The sequence below is a fragment of the Kitasatospora albolonga genome (assembly GCA_002082585.1).
GTDB classification, from domain to species: Bacteria; Actinomycetota; Actinomycetes; order Streptomycetales; family Streptomycetaceae; genus Streptomyces; species Streptomyces stephensoniae.
Genome location: CP020563.1, coordinates 64,943 through 81,276, shown reverse-complemented (window position 1 = coordinate 81,276; position 16,334 = coordinate 64,943). Strand labels below are relative to the sequence as shown.

General features: G+C 73.8%; 15 protein-coding genes. 8 read left to right on the top strand and 7 right to left on the bottom strand.

Translation table 11 applies throughout. The features are described 5' to 3' along the window. The first annotated feature begins 9 nt into the window (after window positions 1-9). A complete protein-coding gene (locus B7C62_00345; protein ID ARF70865.1) occupies window positions 10-960 on the top strand; it encodes an ABC transporter permease in 951 nt (316 codons plus the stop codon). A gap of 141 nt (window positions 961-1,101) precedes the next feature. Then, a complete protein-coding gene (locus tag B7C62_00340; GenBank protein ARF70864.1) occupies window positions 1,102-2,703 on the top strand; it encodes an alpha-glucosidase in 1,602 nt (533 codons plus the stop codon). A 76-nt stretch (window positions 2,704-2,779) separates the two neighbouring features. Here B7C62_00340 and B7C62_00335 read toward each other — a convergent pair whose 3' ends face one another. Further along, a complete protein-coding gene (locus B7C62_00335; GenBank protein ARF70863.1) occupies window positions 2,780-3,850 on the bottom strand; it encodes a tRNA (adenosine(37)-N6)-threonylcarbamoyltransferase complex transferase subunit TsaD in 1,071 nt (356 codons plus the stop codon). A gap of 116 nt (window positions 3,851-3,966) precedes the next feature. Beyond that, window positions 3,967-4,917 (bottom strand): hydroxyurea phosphotransferase, encoded by a 951-nt coding sequence (locus B7C62_00330; protein ID ARF70862.1) that lies wholly within the window; start codon window positions 4,915-4,917, stop codon window positions 3,967-3,969. A 339-nt stretch (window positions 4,918-5,256) separates the two neighbouring features. Here B7C62_00330 and B7C62_00325 point away from each other — a divergent pair, with 339 nt between their 5' ends. Next, window positions 5,257-5,937: a 1-acyl-sn-glycerol-3-phosphate acyltransferase gene (locus tag B7C62_00325; protein ID ARF70861.1), complete on the top strand. Its 681-nt coding sequence runs from the start codon at window positions 5,257-5,259 to the stop codon at window positions 5,935-5,937. Window positions 5,938-6,048: 111 nt separating this feature from the next. Next, the gene (locus B7C62_00320; protein ID ARF70860.1) at window positions 6,049-6,852 is read left to right on the top strand and encodes a bleomycin resistance protein; all 804 of its coding nucleotides are present in this window, start codon (window positions 6,049-6,051) and stop codon (window positions 6,850-6,852) included. Between the two features lie 16 nt (window positions 6,853-6,868). On the opposite strand, the gene B7C62_00315 is transcribed toward B7C62_00320, so the two are convergent. From B7C62_00315 to B7C62_00300, 4 genes are all read right to left on the bottom strand, one after another. Continuing rightward, window positions 6,869-7,717, bottom strand: coding sequence for a hypothetical protein (locus tag B7C62_00315; protein ID ARF70859.1), 849 nt, complete (start codon window positions 7,715-7,717; stop codon window positions 6,869-6,871). Between the two features lie 72 nt (window positions 7,718-7,789). Beyond that, window positions 7,790-9,115, bottom strand: a complete 1,326-nt coding sequence (locus B7C62_00310; protein ID ARF70858.1) for a two-component sensor histidine kinase — start codon at window positions 9,113-9,115, stop codon at window positions 7,790-7,792. Next, a complete protein-coding gene (locus B7C62_00305; GenBank protein ID ARF70857.1) occupies window positions 9,112-9,774 on the bottom strand; it encodes a DNA-binding response regulator in 663 nt (220 codons plus the stop codon). The genes B7C62_00310 and B7C62_00305 overlap by 4 nt, the downstream gene beginning before the upstream one ends. 87 nt (window positions 9,775-9,861) lie before the next feature. Next, entirely contained in the window at window positions 9,862-10,776 is a 915-nt protein-coding gene (locus B7C62_00300) for a transcriptional regulator ArgP (protein ID ARF70856.1), read from the bottom strand. 66 nt (window positions 10,777-10,842) lie between these two features. Here B7C62_00300 and B7C62_00295 point away from each other — a divergent pair, with 66 nt between their 5' ends. The 3 genes from B7C62_00295 to B7C62_00285 all read left to right on the top strand — a co-directional run bounded on the left by B7C62_00295 (window position 10,843) and on the right by B7C62_00285 (window position 13,910). Then, window positions 10,843-11,454 carry an amino acid transporter gene (locus B7C62_00295; protein ID ARF70855.1) on the top strand — a complete coding sequence of 204 codons (612 nt, stop codon included), beginning with the start codon at window positions 10,843-10,845 and terminating at the stop codon, window positions 11,452-11,454. Between the two features lie 566 nt (window positions 11,455-12,020). Next, complete coding sequence (locus B7C62_00290) at window positions 12,021-12,971, top strand: adhesin (protein ID ARF70854.1); 951 nt, start codon at window positions 12,021-12,023, stop codon at window positions 12,969-12,971. Between the two features lie 90 nt (window positions 12,972-13,061). Beyond that, window positions 13,062-13,910, top strand: a complete 849-nt coding sequence (locus B7C62_00285) for an NAD(P)-dependent oxidoreductase (protein ARF76911.1) — start codon at window positions 13,062-13,064, stop codon at window positions 13,908-13,910. Window positions 13,911-14,030: 120 nt separating this feature from the next. Here B7C62_00285 and B7C62_00280 read toward each other — a convergent pair whose 3' ends face one another. Then, complete coding sequence (locus tag B7C62_00280) at window positions 14,031-14,930, bottom strand: transcriptional regulator (protein ID ARF70853.1); 900 nt, start codon at window positions 14,928-14,930, stop codon at window positions 14,031-14,033. A 153-nt stretch (window positions 14,931-15,083) separates the two neighbouring features. On the opposite strand from B7C62_00280, the gene B7C62_00275 reads away from it, so the two are divergent. Continuing rightward, window positions 15,084-16,124, top strand: coding sequence for an alcohol dehydrogenase (locus B7C62_00275; GenBank protein ID ARF70852.1), 1,041 nt, complete (start codon window positions 15,084-15,086; stop codon window positions 16,122-16,124). Window positions 16,125-16,334: the final 210 nt, after the last annotated feature.

Below are 16,334 nucleotides of genomic sequence, written 5' to 3'. Positions count from 1 at the left end.
CCCGCCACCATGACCCAGACAGCCCCGCCCCCGGTACAGCAGCCCGCCGCCCTCACGAAACGGCCGGCCGACGCCCCCGCCGAGCGGTCCGTACGCACCCTCGTCTCCCCGCTCGCGCTCGCCCGGCGGCGCGGCAAGGCCACGTACTGGTCGGTGTTCGCCCTCGTCACCGTGGTCTTCGTCCTCGCGTTCCTCTTCCCCGTCTACTGGATGGTCACGGGCGCGATGAAACCGCCCGAGGAAGTGGTCCGCACCCCGCCCACCCTCGTCCCCGAACAGTGGCGGGTGACCGGCTACACCGACGCCTGGGACCTGATGCGGCTCCCGACCCACCTGTGGAACACGGTGGTCCAGGCGACTGGGGCCTGGCTGCTCCAGATCGTCTTCTGCACGGCCGCCGCCTACGCCCTGTCCAAGCTGAGGCCCGCCTTCGGCACGGTGATCCTCGGCGGCATCCTCGCCACCCTGATGGTCCCGGTCCAGGCCCTCGTCGTACCCAAGTACCTCACCATCGCGGACCTGCCGCTGATCCACGTCAACCTGCTCAACGACCCCCTGGCCATCTGGCTGCCCGCCGTCGCCAACGCCTTCAACCTCTATCTGCTCAAACGGTTCTTCGACCAGATCCCGCGTGACGTGCTGGAGGCCGCCGAGATCGACGGCGCGGGAAAGCTCCGTACGCTCCGGTCCATCGTGCTGCCCCTGTCCCGGCCGGTCCTCGGCGTCGTCTCGATCTTCGCGCTCGTCGCCGTCTGGCAGGACTTCCTCTGGCCGCTGATGGTCTTCTCCGACACCGAGAAACAGCCGATCAGCGTGGCCCTGGTCCAGCTCTCCCAGAACGTGCCCCTGACCGTGCTGATCGGCGCCATGGTCATCGCGAGCATCCCGATGGTCCTGATGTTCCTGGTCTTCCAGCGGCACATCATCGCCGGGATCAGCGCGGGCAGCACCAAGGGCTGACCGGCCCGGACGCCCCAGAACCCGCCGCCGCCCCGGCCTTCCCGCCCCGCTCCGGGGCGGCGGCGCCAGAACCCCCAGCTCCTCCCTGTCGCGCGGACCGGCACACCCGCCGACCGCGCCCGTCCGAAAGGAACCCGCCTTATGGAAGGCAGCCAGCTCGCCGCCGATGACTGGTGGCGCTCGGCCGTCATCTACCAGGTCTACGTCCGCAGCTTCGCCGACGGCGACGGCGACGGCACCGGCGATCTGACCGGCGTACGGTCCCGGCTGCCCTACCTGGCCGAACTCGGCGTCGACGCTCTCTGGTTCACACCCTGGTACCTCTCCCCGATGGCGGACGGCGGCTACGACGTCGCGGACTACCGGGTCATCGACCCGGCCTTCGGCACCCTCGCGGAGGCCGAGAAGCTCATCGCCGAGGCCCGGCAGGCGGGTATCCGGACCATCATCGACATCGTGCCCAACCACGTCTCCGACCAGCACGTCTGGTTCCGGGCGGCCCTGACCGCAGGCCCCGGCAGCCCGGAACGCGAACTCTTCCACTTCCGCCCCGGCCGCGGCGAGAACGGCGAACTGCCGCCCAACGACTGGGAGAGCGAGTTCGGGGGAGTGCCCTGGACCCGGGTCGAGGACGGCGAGTGGTACCTCCACCTCTTCGCCACCGAGCAGCCCGACCTCAACTGGGCCCACCCCGCCGTCCGCCAGGAGCACGAGGACGTCCTGCGCTTCTGGTTCGAACGGGGCGTCGCCGGGGTCCGCATCGACTCTGCCGCCCTCGTCGCCAAGGACCCCGCCCTGCCCGACCTCGCCGGACACCCGGGACCCCACCCGTACGTCGACCGCGACGAACTCCACGACATCTACCGGAGCTGGCGGGCCATCGCCGACGAGTTCGGCGGCATCTTCGTCGGCGAGGTCTGGCTCCCCGACTCCGAACGCTTCGCCCGCTACCTCCGCCCCGACGAACTGCACACCGCCTTCAACTTCAGCTTCCTCAGCTGCCCCTGGGACGGCGAGCGGCTGCGCCGGTCCATCGACGAGACTCTGGCCGAACACGCCCCGGTCGGCGCCCCCGCCACCTGGGTGCTGTGCAACCACGACATCACCCGCACCGTCACCCGCTACGGCCGCGAGGACACCGGATTCGCCTTCACGGCCAAGGCGTTCGGCATCCCCAGCGACCCGGAGCTCGGCACCCGCCGCGCCCGCGCCGCCGCCCTGCTCTCCCTCGCCCTGCCCGGCTCCGTCTACCTCTACCAGGGCGAGGAGCTGGGCCTCCCGGAGGCCGACGTACCGCTGGACCGCGTCCAGGACCCGATGTACTTCCGCTCCCAGGGCCGGGCCCCCGGCCGTGACGGCTGCCGCACCCCGCTGCCCTGGGCGGCGGACGAACCGTACGCGGGCTTCGGCTCGAGGGTGGAACCCTGGCTGCCGCTCCCGCCGGACTGGGCCTCCCGCGCCGCCGACCTCCAGGTCACCGACCCCGACTCCATGCTGGCCCTCTACCGCGAGGCCCTGCGGCAGCGGCGCGCCCTGCCCGAGCTGCACACCGGGGAGCTGCGCTGGCTGAGCGAGGACCGGGACGCCCTCGTCTTCGCGCGCGGGTCCGCCCTCGTCTGCGCGGTCAACCTGGCCGACGCCCCCGCCGAACTCCCGGCCCACACCGGCGTACTGCTGGCCAGCGGCCCCCTGGACGAGGACGGCCGGCTGCCGAAGGACACGGCGGTGTGGCTGGCGGTCTGACCCCCGTACGAGGAAGAACGACTCCGTACGACGGAACCGGCCCCGGACACCGCAGCGGCGTCCGGGACCGGGCCGTTCACGCCGCCGCGACCGCGCTCCGCGCCACCGGGTGCAGCGCCGCGTACTCCAGCGGCGCCGACGGGTCGATCGACACGTCCATCGGCGCGGGCTCGGCCCCGGCCCGTACGAGCAGGTCACCGACGGCCGCGATCATCGCCCCGTTGTCCGTGCACAGGCGCAGCGGCGGCACCCGCAGCGTGATCCCGGCCGCCCGGCACCGCTGCTCGGCCAGCTCCCGTACCCGCGAATTGGCGGCCACCCCGCCCACCACGACCAGCGTGGACACCCCGTGGTCACGGCAGGCTGCCACCGCCTTGCGGGTCAGCACATCGGCCACCGCCTCCTGGAGCGAGGCCGCCCCGTCGGCCACCGGCAGCTCCCCGCCCGCCACCCGCCGCTGCTCGGCCCAGCGGGCGGCGGCCGTCTTCAGCCCGGAGAAGGAGAAGGCGTACGGGGCGTCCCGCGCCCCGGTCATCGGGCGCGGGAACGCCACCGCACGCCGGTCGCCCTCCCGTGCCACCCGGTCGATCGCCGGACCGCCCGGGTAGGGCAGCCCGAACACCCGGGCCACCTTGTCGAAGCACTCACCGGCCGCGTCGTCCACGGTGTCCCCGAGGTGGACGATGAGGTCACGGGCGAGATCGCGGACGAGCAGCAGCGAGGTGTGGCCGCCGGAGACGATCAGCACCACACAGGGATCGGGGAGCGGGCCGTGCTCCAGGGTGTCGGCGGCGACATGCCCCGCCAGGTGATGGACCCCGTACAGCGGCACATCCAGCGCGTACGCCAGCCCCTTCGCCCCGGCCAGCCCCACCTGGAGCGCTCCGGAGAGCCCGGGCCCGGTGGTGACGGCGACCGCCCCGATGTCCGCCATCCGCAGCCCCGCGCTCTCCAGCGCCTGCCGGACGACCGGGCCGAAGGAGTGCACATGGGCCCGCGCGGCGATCTCGGGCACGACCCCGCCGAAGCGGGCGTGCTCGTCCATGCTGGACGCGAGCGCGTGGCCGAGGAGACGCCCGTCCCGCACCAGGCCCGCCCCGGTCTCGTCGCACGACGACTCGATGCCCAGCACCACGGGAGAGCCCACGGGTGCCTCCTTGCCATGAATCAGTAGTTGCAACCTATGTGCAATAAGGTAGCCGACGGCTCGCCCCTGCCGCGTACCGGACCATGTCCCGTACGCGGATCACGCCGGGGACCGGATCATGAGGACCGGTGCTCCAGCAGCGTCGTGGCCAGGGCGACCTGGGCGGGCTCCAGCGCCTCCTTCCCGTCCTCGATATCCCAGAGCGCGTTCTGCAGCACCCGGCCCAGCGTCCAGCCGGTGGCCCGCGCCCGGTCCAGGCCGAGCGCCTCGGTGAGCAGGTCGAACCGGTACAGCACCGGGCCCGTCACCCCGCCCTCCGCGACCTTCTCCCAGCGGATGTCCAGGGCGGGCCACAGCTCGAACCCGGGGTCACCGGCCAGCGGTTCGGGATCGATGGCGAGCCACGGCTCGCGCTCCCCGGCCAGCACGTTGCCGTCGTGCAGATCCCAGTGGAGCAGCCGGTCGCCCGCCTCGCCCGCCAGCTCCGCCACGGCGGCGGCACAGGTGCGTACGAGCTCCCGCTCCGCCGGATCGCGCAGCAGCGGCAGGGCCCCGGGCGCCTGCTCGGCCATCGCGGCGGCGATATCGGCGAGCCTCCGCATCCCCGGCGGCGCGGGCACCGCCGACAGCCGCGCCATGAGCCCGGCCAGGACCCCCAGCACCACCGCCTCGTCCGGCTCCGCCGACAGCGGGCGCCCCGCGTCCAGCCGCTCCAGCAACTGCGCGCCCGCCACCGGATCGGCGTCGAGCAGCCGGACCGCCCCGGCGCCGTCCCAGGCCCGGAGCCCCGCGGCCACCCCGGAGTTCTCCTCGGCGGGCGGCTGGAGCCTGAGCACGGCGGGCGTCCCGTCCGCCCGTACCACCGGCAGCACGAGCCCGGCCGTCCCGTGCCCGGCCGGCCCGTCCCGCCGCAGCCCCCAGCGGTCCAGGAAACCGGCGGCCAGCCCGGGCAGCGCGGCCAGCCAGGCCCGGCCCCGGGTGTCGCCGGGTGCGCCGTACGAGGCGACCAGGGCACCGGGGACCTCGAAGGCGGGGGAGCCGAAGCCGGGAGAGGGGGCGGGACTCATACGGGGCAGCTCCTCGGGGGCGCCTCTGCGAGGTGGAGAGGCATCGTCGGTGACCCCCGCAGTCTGCCGCCGGGACCGCACCCCACGCCCACCGTTTTCCGCCGGGCAGGGCAGAGGGGTCCTTCCGCCGGGCACCGCACCACGGCTCCTCCGCCAGGCGGATCACGATGGCTCCTCCGCCGGACCGGAGCACGACGGCCCCCGCGCCGGACGGGACGCGCCGCCCGAGCACCGCAGCGCACCCCGGGTGAGTATCCGAACTCAGGTCCGAGACCTCCGCCGTCGCGACGATGAACACGACCGACCAGGTCACCCCGTCATCCCGACCCCAGGAGAGCCGTGCTCAGCAGCGTCGCAGCCGCCGTCATCCCTTGCCTCGGCCGCCTCACCGTCACCTCCGACCACGGCACTGCCCCGGCGCCCGGCTCCATCATCGTCGCCAACCACACCTCCCTCGCCGACCCCGGCGTCGTCCTCGCCGCGCTGCTGCGGCTCGACATCGAACCGGTGGTCATGGCCACCGCCGGGCTCTGGCGTGTCCCGGTCCTCGGCCGGTTCCTGGAGCGCGGCGGCCATGTGCCCGTGCACCGCGGCACCCACCGGGCGGCCGAGGCCCTCGACACGGCCGCCGCCGCGCTCGGGGCGGGCCGCCACGTCCTCATCTACGGGGAGGGCCGGTTGCCCCTGCGGACGGACGGGGCCGAGGCCCCGCCGGAGCGGTTCCGCAGCGGCCTCGCCCGTCTGGCCCACGCGTCGGGTGCACCCGTCGTCCCCCTCGGCCAGGCGGGCGCCCGCCGGGTGACCTCCGGTTCGGGCGCCAAGCAGATCGCCGGGTTCCTCACCGCCCCGGCCCGCCGCCCCCGGCTCCACGTCCACCTGGGCTCGCCGGTGCACCTGCCGCCGGGCATCGCGGCCGCGACCGCCACGGCGCGCGAAGCCGTCACCACCGCCTGGCGCACGGCCGCCGGGCACCTGGGCGAACCCGCGGCGGCGGTACCCGCCCCGGCCACTGGCCGCTGACCGCCCCGCGCCGCCCGGGCTGCCGGTTCCGGGGCAGGTGCCGGGTGGCGCCGCCGACCCGGGCAGCGTAGGTATGGGAGGCATGGTGTCCCGGCGAGGAGACGGATCTCGATGACGGCGGCAGAGCAGAGCACCCCTGTGCACGGCGTCCCCTGCTGGGTCAGCCTCATGACCCGTAACCTGCGCGCCGCACAGGACTTCTACGCGGCCGTTCTCGGGTGGACCTTCCGCTCCGGCACCCTGGGCGAGGGGTTCTCCGTCGCGCAGGCGGGCACCATGCCCGTCGCCGGGATCGGGCAGATCGCACCCGGGCTGCCCACCGCCACCGCCTGGACCCCGTACTTCGCCGTCGCCGACGTGGACGCCACCGCCGCCCGCGTACGGGAACGCGGCGGCACCATCGCCGTCGGACCGATCCGGCTCGGCCCCGGCCGGGGCGCCGTGGCCGCCGACCGCGAAGGGGCCGGGTTCGGCTTCTGGGAGGGCCGCACCCCGCCGTGGTCCATCGGCCGCGACGGCGCACCCGTCTCCCTCGACCTGCGGACGAGCCACGCCTTCGACGCGGCCGTCTTCTACGCCGGGGTCTTCGGCTGGGACCCCCTGGAGCCCGGCGGCTGCGAGGTCGGCTACGCCTACGAGGAGGACACCGTGGTCGTCCGGCAGGGCGGCCGCACCGTGGCCACCCTGCGCGGCGGGGGCGACGGCGCCTCCCCCGACCCCCGGCTCCGCCCCCGCTGGCACGTCCGCTTCCCGGTCGACGACCTGACGGCGGCCACCGGGGCCGCGCGCGAGGCAGGCGGAACGGCCTCCCTGCCCGCCGTCTCCCCGGACGACGGGCCCGAATCGGTGATCGGCGACCGGGACGGCTCCCTCTTCACGGTCATCGCCCGCCGGGAGGCCGCCCCATCGGAGTGACGGGTTCCGGGACGTCTCAGCAGGTGCGGAACACGTACCCCGCCCGGCCCGCGGGCCGCACCTCCAGGTCCCGCTGGACCACGGAGAGCTTCTTGCCCACGGCGGAGCACGCCTTCCGGAAATCGCGGGAGGTGTACTCGATGACGAAGACCCGGTTGCCGTACGCGGTGGCGTAGTCGGCGCACTCGTCGTAGCGGCCGCACTCCTCCGCGACCGCGAAGTCGAAGCCGATCGCCTTGCGCTGTCCCAGCAGGTCCGTGGTGTTCTTCTGGCCGATCGCCAGCCCCGCCGCGTGCGCCCGCGCGGCCAGCAGCTTGGCGAACGCGGCGTTGTGCGCCCGGGTGAGCCGGCCGCCGGAGCGCTCGTACGAATCGAGGTTGTCCGGCTCCACCGCCTGGAACCCGGACTTCGCGCAGCCGTCGATCCAGCTGCCGACGATCTTCGCCAGCCGGGTCCGCTTGGCGGCCGTGGAGGTGTCGAGCAGCGCCTCGCCCCACGCCTCGTCATTGACCGGGCGGCCCCTGCCGTCGCGCAGCAGCAGGTCCGGGTTCTTCTTCTGCCACTGTTCCAGCGCGTCCGGCTGGGTCTGGAAGGCGTTGACGTAACAGATGTTGTACAGACCGCGTACGGGCTTCGCGCCCCGGTCGCGCGAGACCGCCCTGACCCCGGCGGGCGGGGTGTAGGCCCCGCCGATCTGGTAGTCGAAGGCCGCGTTCGCCTTCGGGAGGACGACCTCGGGCGCGGGCTTGGCGGCGAAGGCGCTGGAGAGCAGGAGCCCCGCCGCGGACGTCGCGGCGACGCCCCCGGCCAGGGCCGCGAGGGTGGACCGGCGGCGGAGGAAGGGGGTGAGGGCGTGCTTGGACAAGGGGACTCCCGTGCGTGCGTCTGCGTATCTCCCCCGCATCATGGACGGCCGATCATGAGCGAATCGTGAGCGTCAGCCCGTCCCGGCCCGTCTCCGCCGCGACCGGGCGGGCGCGAGCCGCAGGACGAACACCGCACCGCCGCCGGGCCGGGCGCGCACGGTCAGCGTGCCCCGGTGGGCGAGCGCGACCCGGTGCACCAGCGAGAGGCCGATGCCCGTACCGCCACCGGGGGAGCGGAAGCGCTCCAGCAGCTCCGGCAGCCGCCCCGGCTCCACCCCCGGACCCCGGTCGGCGACCGACACCTCCGGCCCCCGTACGGTCACGAGCAGCTCGGCCCGGTCCGCCTCCCCGGGCGTCCGGCCGTGGCGCACGGCGTTGTCCAGCAGGTTGCGGACGGCCACCCGCACCAGCGCCGGGTCGGCGTCGACCACCGACTCCGCCGCCCGCAGCTCCAGGCGGTGCCCGCCCTCCGGCAGATCGGCGCACACCTCCTCCACCAGCTGGTCCAGGCGCAGCGGCTCGGTCCGTACGGAGTCCACGGCGGCCTCCAGCCTGCCCCGGACGAGCAGCGTCTCCACCACCTGCCCCATCCGGTCCGCTGCCCGGCGGAGCCTCGGCAGATGGGTCTCCCACCCGCCCGGAGCCTGCTCGGCCACCTCCACCGAACCGCGCATCACCGCCACCGGCGTCCGCAGCTCGTGCGCCGCGTCGGCGAGCAGCCGCTCCTGCTGCTCCAGCGCCTGCCAGGCGGGCCGCATGGACCGCCCCGACAACACATGCCCGGTGAGCGCGGCCAGCGCGGTGAGGGCGGCACACCCGACGACGAGGGAGAGGACCAGGCTGCGGTGCTCGGCCGACCCGTACGCCGGGTCCCCGACCGCGACGGCCGCGCCCGCCACCTCGTCGGTCGCGTCGTGCCAGAAGGGCACCGCCAGCAGCCGGACGGGTCCGCCCGTACGGTCGCTGACCTCCTGCCGCACGGGCTCCTCCTCACGCATCGCCGCGCGCGCCGCCCGCGCGACCGTGGCCGCCGGTACGTCGAACTGCTGGACGCTGCCCCGGAACACCACGGCCGGACCGTCGCCCGGCCGGTCCTCCAGCACCAGGATCTGGGGCGTGCCCGCCGTCGCCTCGTCGTCGGTGAGCCCGTCCAGCCGGATGCGGTCGTCCTCGTAATAGACGAGCGAGGCGGCGACGGAGGCCCGGCGGCGCATCTCGTCGTACTCGGCGCTCTCCCGGGACCGGTCGTCGGTACGGATCACCAGCCAGGACAGACAGCTCAGCCCGACGACGGTGATCAGCGTGTACGCGGCGGTCAGGCGCAGTTGCAGCCGCCGCAGCCGGGTCCGGGCCGGGGAGCGGCGCCGCGCGGAGCCGGAGCCCTGCGTCCGGATCATCGGGCGCCCAGCAGGAACCCCTGGCCGCGCACGGTGTGCACCAGCACCGGGGCGCCGAGCTTGCGCCGTACGCCCGCGATGACGGCGTCCACCACATTGGAGACGGGGTCGGCCATCTCGTCCCAGCAGTGCTCCAGCAACGCCGTACGCGTGACGACGCTGCCCTGATGGACCAGGAGCTGCTGGAGCACGGCGTACTCCTTCGGGCTCAGCGACAGCAGCACCCCGCCCCGCCGCACCTCCCGCCGGGCCAGGTCCATCACCACGTCCGCGCAGCTCAGGAAGGCGGGCAGCCGCTCGGCCGCGCGCCGGGTCAGGCTGCGGACCCGCAGGACGAGCTCGCGCAGGGCGAACGGCTTGGCCAGATAGTCGTCCGCCCCGCTCTCCAGCCCGTGCAGCCGGTCGTCCAGGGTGCCCAGGGCGGTGAGGCAGAGCACGGGTACGGACCAGCCCGCCCGGCGCCTGCCCTCCAGCCCGCCGAGGGCGTCGCCGGAGGGCAGCATCCGGTCCAGGACCACACAGTCGTACGCGGTGACATGCAGCATCACGTCCGCCTCCGGCCAGTCGCCCGCACCGTCGACGGCGAAGCCCGCCTCGCGCAGCCCCGCCGCGACCACCGCCCGCAGGTCCTCGTCGTCCTCCACCAGCAGCACGCGCAAGGAGGGGCCTCCGGAACTCTCGGGAACGGCCCCCGGAAGGTGCCCGTACGGAGCCGGGCCCGCCGACCCGGGGGAGGACCCGCCATCCTAAGCGGCCCCGCCGAGCGCCCCGGCGGCCTCCGCCAGCACGGCTTCCGCCACGGCGGCCAGGGCCGGGGAGTCGAGCTTCCACTGCTGCCAGTACAGCGGGACGTCGATGTGCCGGTCCGGGGCGAGGCCCACCAGTCGGCCGTCGGCGAGCAGCGGGCCCGCCTGCGCCTCGGGCAGCATGCCCCAGCCCATCCCGGCCGCCACGGCGTCGACGAACCCCTCCGACGTGGGCACGAAATGGCGCCGTGCCCGCTCCCCGCGCCCACCCCCGAGGGAGCGGAGGAAGGAGTCCTGGAGGTCGTCGCGCCGGTCGAAGTCCACCACCGGCGCGTCCGCGAGCAGATCGCGCAACGGAGCCCCGGTGCCCGGCCCGAGCCACCGCCCGGCGAAGTCCGGGGTGGCCACCGGCAGATAGCGCATCCGGCCCAGACCCCGCACCGAACAGCCGGACACCGCCTCCGGCGAGGAGGTCACCGCCGCCATCACCACCCCCTCGCGGAGCAGTGCGGCCGTATGGTCCTGGTCCTCCCGGCGGAGCTCGTAACCGATCCCCAGCTCCTCCGGCACGCGGCCCAGCGCCGGCAGGAACCAGGTCGCCAGGGAGTCGGAGTTCACCGCGATCGTCAGCCGCGTCGGCTCGCCCGGGCCGGACATCCCGAGGGCCGCCCGCGTGTCCTGCTCCAGCCGGGCCAGCCCGCGGGCGAAGCGCACCACGACCTCGCCGGACTCGGTGGGCCGGACCGGCTTCGTCCGCATCAGCAGAACGCGTCCCGTGCGCTGCTCCAGGGCCTTCACCCGCTGGCTGACCGCCGACGGCGTCACATGCAGGGCGTTCGCCGCCGCGTCGAAGGTGCCCTCGTCGACCACGGCGAGCAGGGTCCGCACCTGGTCGAGGGGAAGTTCCGGCATCACGACAGCTAATGATACGTAAGAATCATTAGCTGTACAGGGATGCCGGGGCTCCCTAGCGTCGGGACCATGACCAATGCCCTGACCACCGCCGCCGCCGGATTCGGCACCGGCCTCTCCCTCATCGTCGCCATCGGCGCCCAGAACGCCCTGGTCCTCCGCCAGGGCGTCCGCCGTGAGGCCGTTCTCCCCGTGGTGGCCATCTGCGCCCTGTCCGACGCGGTGCTCATCGCCCTCGGCGTCGCCGGGGTCGGAGCCGTCGTCGTGGCCTGGCCGTCCGCCCTGACCGCGGTCTCCCTGCTGGGCGCCGCGTTCCTGATCGGCTACGGCGTGCTCGCCGCGCGCCGGGTCCTGCGCCCGTCGGCCCTGCATCCCGGGGAGGCGCCCTCCGGGGCGAAGCGGGGCGCGGTGCTCGCCTGCCTCGCGATGACCTGGCTCAACCCCCACGTCTATCTCGACACCGTGTTCCTGCTCGGCTCCATCGCCTCCGAACGCGGATCGCTGCGCTGGACGTTCGGGGCGGGCGCGATGGCCGCCAGCCTCTGCTGGTTCGCCGCCCTGGGGTTCGGCGCCCGGCTGCTCAGCGGGGTCCTCGCCCGCCCGTCGTCGTGGCGGGTCCTGGACGGTCTCGTGGCCGTGATGATGATCGGCATCGGCGCCCGACTGGCCCTGTCCACCTGACCGTTCGGCGCTGGGACAGGGGTTGACGCGCGGGCGGAATCCGCTGTTCTGTTTGGCCTGGGGGAGCAGGGCGCGGGCGGTCCGCCGCCGGCCGAGCGGAGGGCCGGTGCGATCCGGGGCCTGCCCGCGCCATGGAGGGACGGACACCGGCACGGGTGAGGAGACTGGTGTGGAGGCGGCCGAACAGCGTTCCTCTGCCCACGGGTTTCCGGCGGCCGAGAAGTCGGCCGGAAACGGGAGACGGTGTTTCCCAGAACTCCGGAACGCCGGACGCGCTCTCCTTCTCCGACGGGAAAAGAAAAAGCGGAGCGCTTTTTCCGGGCCCCGCGATTTCGGCTTTTCCGTTGCGGACGGCGACTTGCGGACCGGGTTTCCCGAAGGCCATGCCCGCCGCTGCCGTCAGGATTTCCCGGTGGGCGCCGATCCCCCGGTCCTGCCTGCTCACCTCGCACCCCCCACAGGCCCGGGGAGACGGGAACGAGGATAGAAGAAAGATCGTTCAGTCGGTATCTTGTCAGCGCGCCATAGGTGATGACCCGCCATTACATGACCCCTGGGGGGGAGTTGTGCCCGAAGCAGCAGTGTTGACCGGCCCTGTACCGGCGTCGGCCGTGGGTTCGGAGGTCCGAGTGGTCCATCCGGTGGGAATGGATCTGGTGCACAGGAGCAGGCCGGAGGACGCTTTTCCGCGCAGTTGGGAAAAGCTGGGACCGGACCGGTTCTCCGTGGAGGCGGTGCTCCCGCACGACCACCCGTTCTTCGCCCCGGTGGGAGCCGACCGGCATGACCCCCTCCTGGTCACGGAGGCGATGCGGCAGGCGGCGATGCTCGCCTTCCACGCCGGGTACGGAGTCCCGGTCGGCCACCACTTCCTGATGGCCGACCTGGACTACGCGACCGACCCCGACCACCTGGAGGTGGGCGGCCTGCCCACCGTGATCGATGTGGAGGTCACCTGCTCCGAGCTCAAGTGGCGCGGCGGGCTGCCGGTCCAGGGGCGGGTGGACTGGGTGGTGCACCGGGCGGGGCAGCTGGTCGCGACGGGAATGGGGGCCACGAGGTTCACCAGCCCCCGCGTCTACCAGCGGATGCGCCGCGGGGCCGCCGCGCCCGGCGAGGTGATACCCCGGACGGCACCCGTTCCCGCGGCCCGGGCGGGCCGCGCCAGGGCGGTGGACGTGGTGCTGTCGGAGAGCCCGCGCGAAGGCGTCTGGGAGCTACGGGTGGACACCCGCCATCCGACGCTGTTCCAGCGGCCCAACGACCATGTGCCGGGCATGCTGCTGCTGGAGGCGGCACGGCAGGCCGCGTGCCTGGTGGTGGGGGAGGGCGGGTTCGTCCCCGCCGAGGGCACCACACGGTTCCACCGGTACGCGGAGTTCGGCAGCCCGTGCTCGATCGGTGCGGAGGTGCTGCCGGGCGCGGCGCCGGGCCGGGCGAGAATACGGGTGACGGGCCACCAGGACGGTGAGCCGGTCTTCGTGACGGTGCTGTCGGGCCCTCTGGGGGCGCGCTGACCCGGATTCCGGAACCCCGGAAGTCCTGCGCCGGGGGCGGTGAGCGGTGGGTGGAACCATGTTGATGACGGTGTGTGAGGGGTGTGCGCGGTGATTCTGGTGACGGGAGCGACCGGAGCGGTGGGACGCGAGGTCGCCGGTCTGCTGGCGGGCACCGGGCCGGTGCGCATTCTGGCCCGTCGCCCGGAGCGTGTGGCGGTGCGGGGGCCCGAGGTCGACGTCGTGGCGGGGGAGTACGGCGACCGGGACTCCCTCGACAGGGCGCTGCGGGGGGTCGACGCGGTGTTCCTGGTGACGAACAGCCCCACGGAGCCCGATGACGAGAGGGTCGCGACGGCGTCCGCCGCCGCGGGCGTCCGCCGTCTCGTGAAGCTGTCCATGATGGCGGTGGAGGAACCGGACGCCGACGACTTCATCACCCGCCTCCAGCGCGGCAACGAACAGGCCGTCCGGGACTCCGGGGTTCCCTGGACGTTCGTCCGCCCCAGGACGTTCATGTCCAACACACTGTCCTGGGCACCCGGCATCCGGTCGGAGGGAGTGGTCCGGGCCCTGTACGGCACATCGCCGGTCGCCTGCGTCGACCCCCGGGACGTCGCGGCGGTGGCGGTCGCCGCCCTCACCGGGACGGGCCACGAGGGGCGGACGTACGCGGTGTCGGGGCCGGAGGCCATCACCGCGCGCGAACAGACCGAACAGCTCGCCGAGGCGCTGGGGCGCCCGTTGCGTTTCGAGGAGCTGACCCCGGACCGGGCGCGCGAGGCGCTCCTCGCGAAGTACCCGCGCCCGGTGGCCGAGGCGTTCCTGGAGAGCGCGGAGCGCCAGCGGGCGGGAGCGAAGGCGGCCGTGGTGCCGACCGTCGAGAAGCTGACGGGCCGCCCCGCCAGGACGTTCCGCACCTGGGCGGCGGACCACGCCGGAGCGTTCGCCGGGACCTGACCGGACGGCCGGCACGAGGGCCGGGAGCGGGCGGCCGACGCGAGGGGCGGGAGAGAGCGGCCGGCACGAGGGCGGGTGCAGGAGGCCGAACGCGAGGGCGGGCCGGCCGGCGAACCCTCCCTACGCGCCGGTGGGCGCCCGGCTCGCGTCCGCGCCCCAGCTCGCCAGCAGGCGCAGCGCCTGGGCTGACGCCGACCCCGGTTCCGCGTGATAGGTGACCAGGCACTGCTCCTGGTCGTCCGGCAGATGCAGCGTCTCGTACGACAGGGACATGTCCCCGACGAGCGGATGCCGGATCAGCTTTGTGCCGTGCCCCTTCTCCTTCACGTTGTGCGTGGCCCACAGCCGCCTGAACTCCTCGCTCTTCACCGAGAGTTCGCCCACCAGCGCGGAGAGCCGGGGATCGTCCGGGTGGCAGCCCGCGTACAGGCGCAGATAGCTGACCATGTCCGAGGCTTTGGAGTCCCACTCCACGAACAGGTCCTGGCAGGCAGGGGAGAGGAACACCAGCCGCGCCCAGTTCCGCTCCTCGGGCGGCAGCGCGCCCCAGTCACCGAACACCGCCGCCGCCATCGGGTTCCAGGCCAGGATGTCGGAGCGGGCCCCGTGCACGTACGCGGGAACGCCCTCCATGCTGTCGAGGAGGTGGAGCAGCCCCGTCCGCACCCGCTGCACTCTGGCCGGGCGGCGCCTCCCCTTGTGCCGGGCCGGTTTCGCCAGGTGCGTGAGGTGCGCGTGCTCGGCGTCGCTGAGCCGCAGCGCGCGGGCGATCGCGTCGAGCACCTCGGCCGACACATTGCGCCCGTTGCCCTGTTCCAGCCGGGTGTAGTACGCCACGGAGACCCCGGCCAGCTGCGCAAGCTCCTCCCGCCGCAGCCCCGGCACCCGGCGGGCCCGCCCGAACTCCGGCAGCCCCACGTCCTGCGGCCGGAGCCGGGCCCGCCGGGTGCGCAGGAACTCGCTGAGCTCGGCGCGCCGGTCGAGCGGCTCGGGGGCGGCGGCTTCGGGCTGATCGTCCATGCACCCCATTATTCCTGGTCGTACGCGCGGGAGCCTGTCCCCGCCAGTAGTAGGACCACCGGACGTAGGCACAACGGTGACCTGGGTGAACCCGGCCCGGCCCCCGATGCTGGGAGACGTTCCTACCGCATCACCCAGAGGAGAACCTCCGGCATGACCACCGTTGCCGCTTACGCCGCTCCCCGCGCCAAGGCCCCGCTGGAGCGCACCACGATCGAGCGCCGCCCGGTGGGCGAGTTCGACGTCCTCATCGACATCAAGTTCGCGGGCATCTGCCACTCCGACATCCACCAGGCCCGCGACGGCTGGGGCGAGGGCATCTTCCCGATGGTGCCCGGCCACGAGATCGCCGGGATCGTCACGGAGACGGGGCCCGGCGTCACCCGGTTCGCGGTCGGCGACCGCGTCGGCGTCGGCTGCCTGGTCGACTCCTGCGGAACGTGCGACGCCTGTCTGATCGGCCGCGAACAGCACTGCGCCGAGGGGAGCACCCAGACGTACAACGCCCTCGACCGGAGCGGCGAGCCGACCTACGGCGGCTACTCGACGCACATCGTCGTGACCGAGGGGTTCGTCGTCTCCATCCCCGAGGGCATCGCCCTGGACGAGGCCGCACCGCTGCTGTGCGCGGGCATCACCACGTACTCCCCGCTCAGGCGCTGGGGCGCGGGCCCCGGCAAGAAGGTCGCGGTCGTCGGGCTCGGAGGTCTCGGCCACATGGCCGTCAAGATCGCGCACGCGCTCGGCGCCGAGGTCACGGTCCTCTCCCAGTCGCTGCGCAAGAAGGACGACGGCCTCAAGCTGGGCGCCGACCACTACTACGCGACCAGCGACCCCACGACCTTCGAGGAGCTGGCCGGAACCTTCGACCTCGTTCTCTCCACCGTCTCTGCCCCGCTGGACTTCGGCGCCTACCTGGACCTGCTGAGGACCGAGGGCACCCTCGTCAACGTGGGCGCGCCCGAGGAGCCGGTCGCGCTGAACCTCTTCTCCCTGATCGGCGGCAACAAGGCGCTGGCGGGCTCGATGATCGGCGGCATCGCGGAGACCCAGGAGATGCTGGACTTCTGCGCCGTGCACGGTCTGGGCGCCGAGATCGAGGTGATCGCGGCGGACCGGGTCAACGAGGCGTACGAGCGGGTCCTCACGAGCGACGTCCGCTACCGCTTCGTGATCGACACCGCGACGATCTGAGCGCTCCGGGCCCGGCTACCGGGTGCCCTTCACGCGCCCGCCCGCCGTCGTGAGCGAGCGGGCGGGCGAGCGGCCCGGAGCGGGCCGACAATGGCGGGAGGGACAGCGGCCGACGGCGGAGCGGGCCTCAGCCGGACGGCCCGAGGGCTGGACGGCCCGAGGACCGGGAGGCCGGAAAGTCGGAAGGCCGGAAAGCCGGAAACCGAGGTT

Coding starts and splice junctions, on each gene's coding strand:
- B7C62_00275 (ARF70852.1), top strand. CDS start 15,084: ATGACCACCGTTGCCGCTTACGCCGCTCCCCGCGCCAAGGCCCCGCTG.
- B7C62_00340 (ARF70864.1), top strand. CDS start 1,102: ATGGAAGGCAGCCAGCTCGCCGCCGATGACTGGTGGCGCTCGGCCGTC.
- B7C62_00310 (ARF70858.1), bottom strand. CDS start 9,115: ATGATCCGGACGCAGGGCTCCGGCTCCGCGCGGCGCCGCTCCCCGGCC.
- B7C62_00345 (ARF70865.1), top strand. CDS start 10: ATGACCCAGACAGCCCCGCCCCCGGTACAGCAGCCCGCCGCCCTCACG.
- B7C62_00320 (ARF70860.1), top strand. CDS start 6,049: ATGACGGCGGCAGAGCAGAGCACCCCTGTGCACGGCGTCCCCTGCTGG.
- B7C62_00280 (ARF70853.1), bottom strand. CDS start 14,930: ATGGACGATCAGCCCGAAGCCGCCGCCCCCGAGCCGCTCGACCGGCGC.
- B7C62_00295 (ARF70855.1), top strand. CDS start 10,843: ATGACCAATGCCCTGACCACCGCCGCCGCCGGATTCGGCACCGGCCTC.
- B7C62_00330 (ARF70862.1), bottom strand. CDS start 4,917: ATGAGTCCCGCCCCCTCTCCCGGCTTCGGCTCCCCCGCCTTCGAGGTC.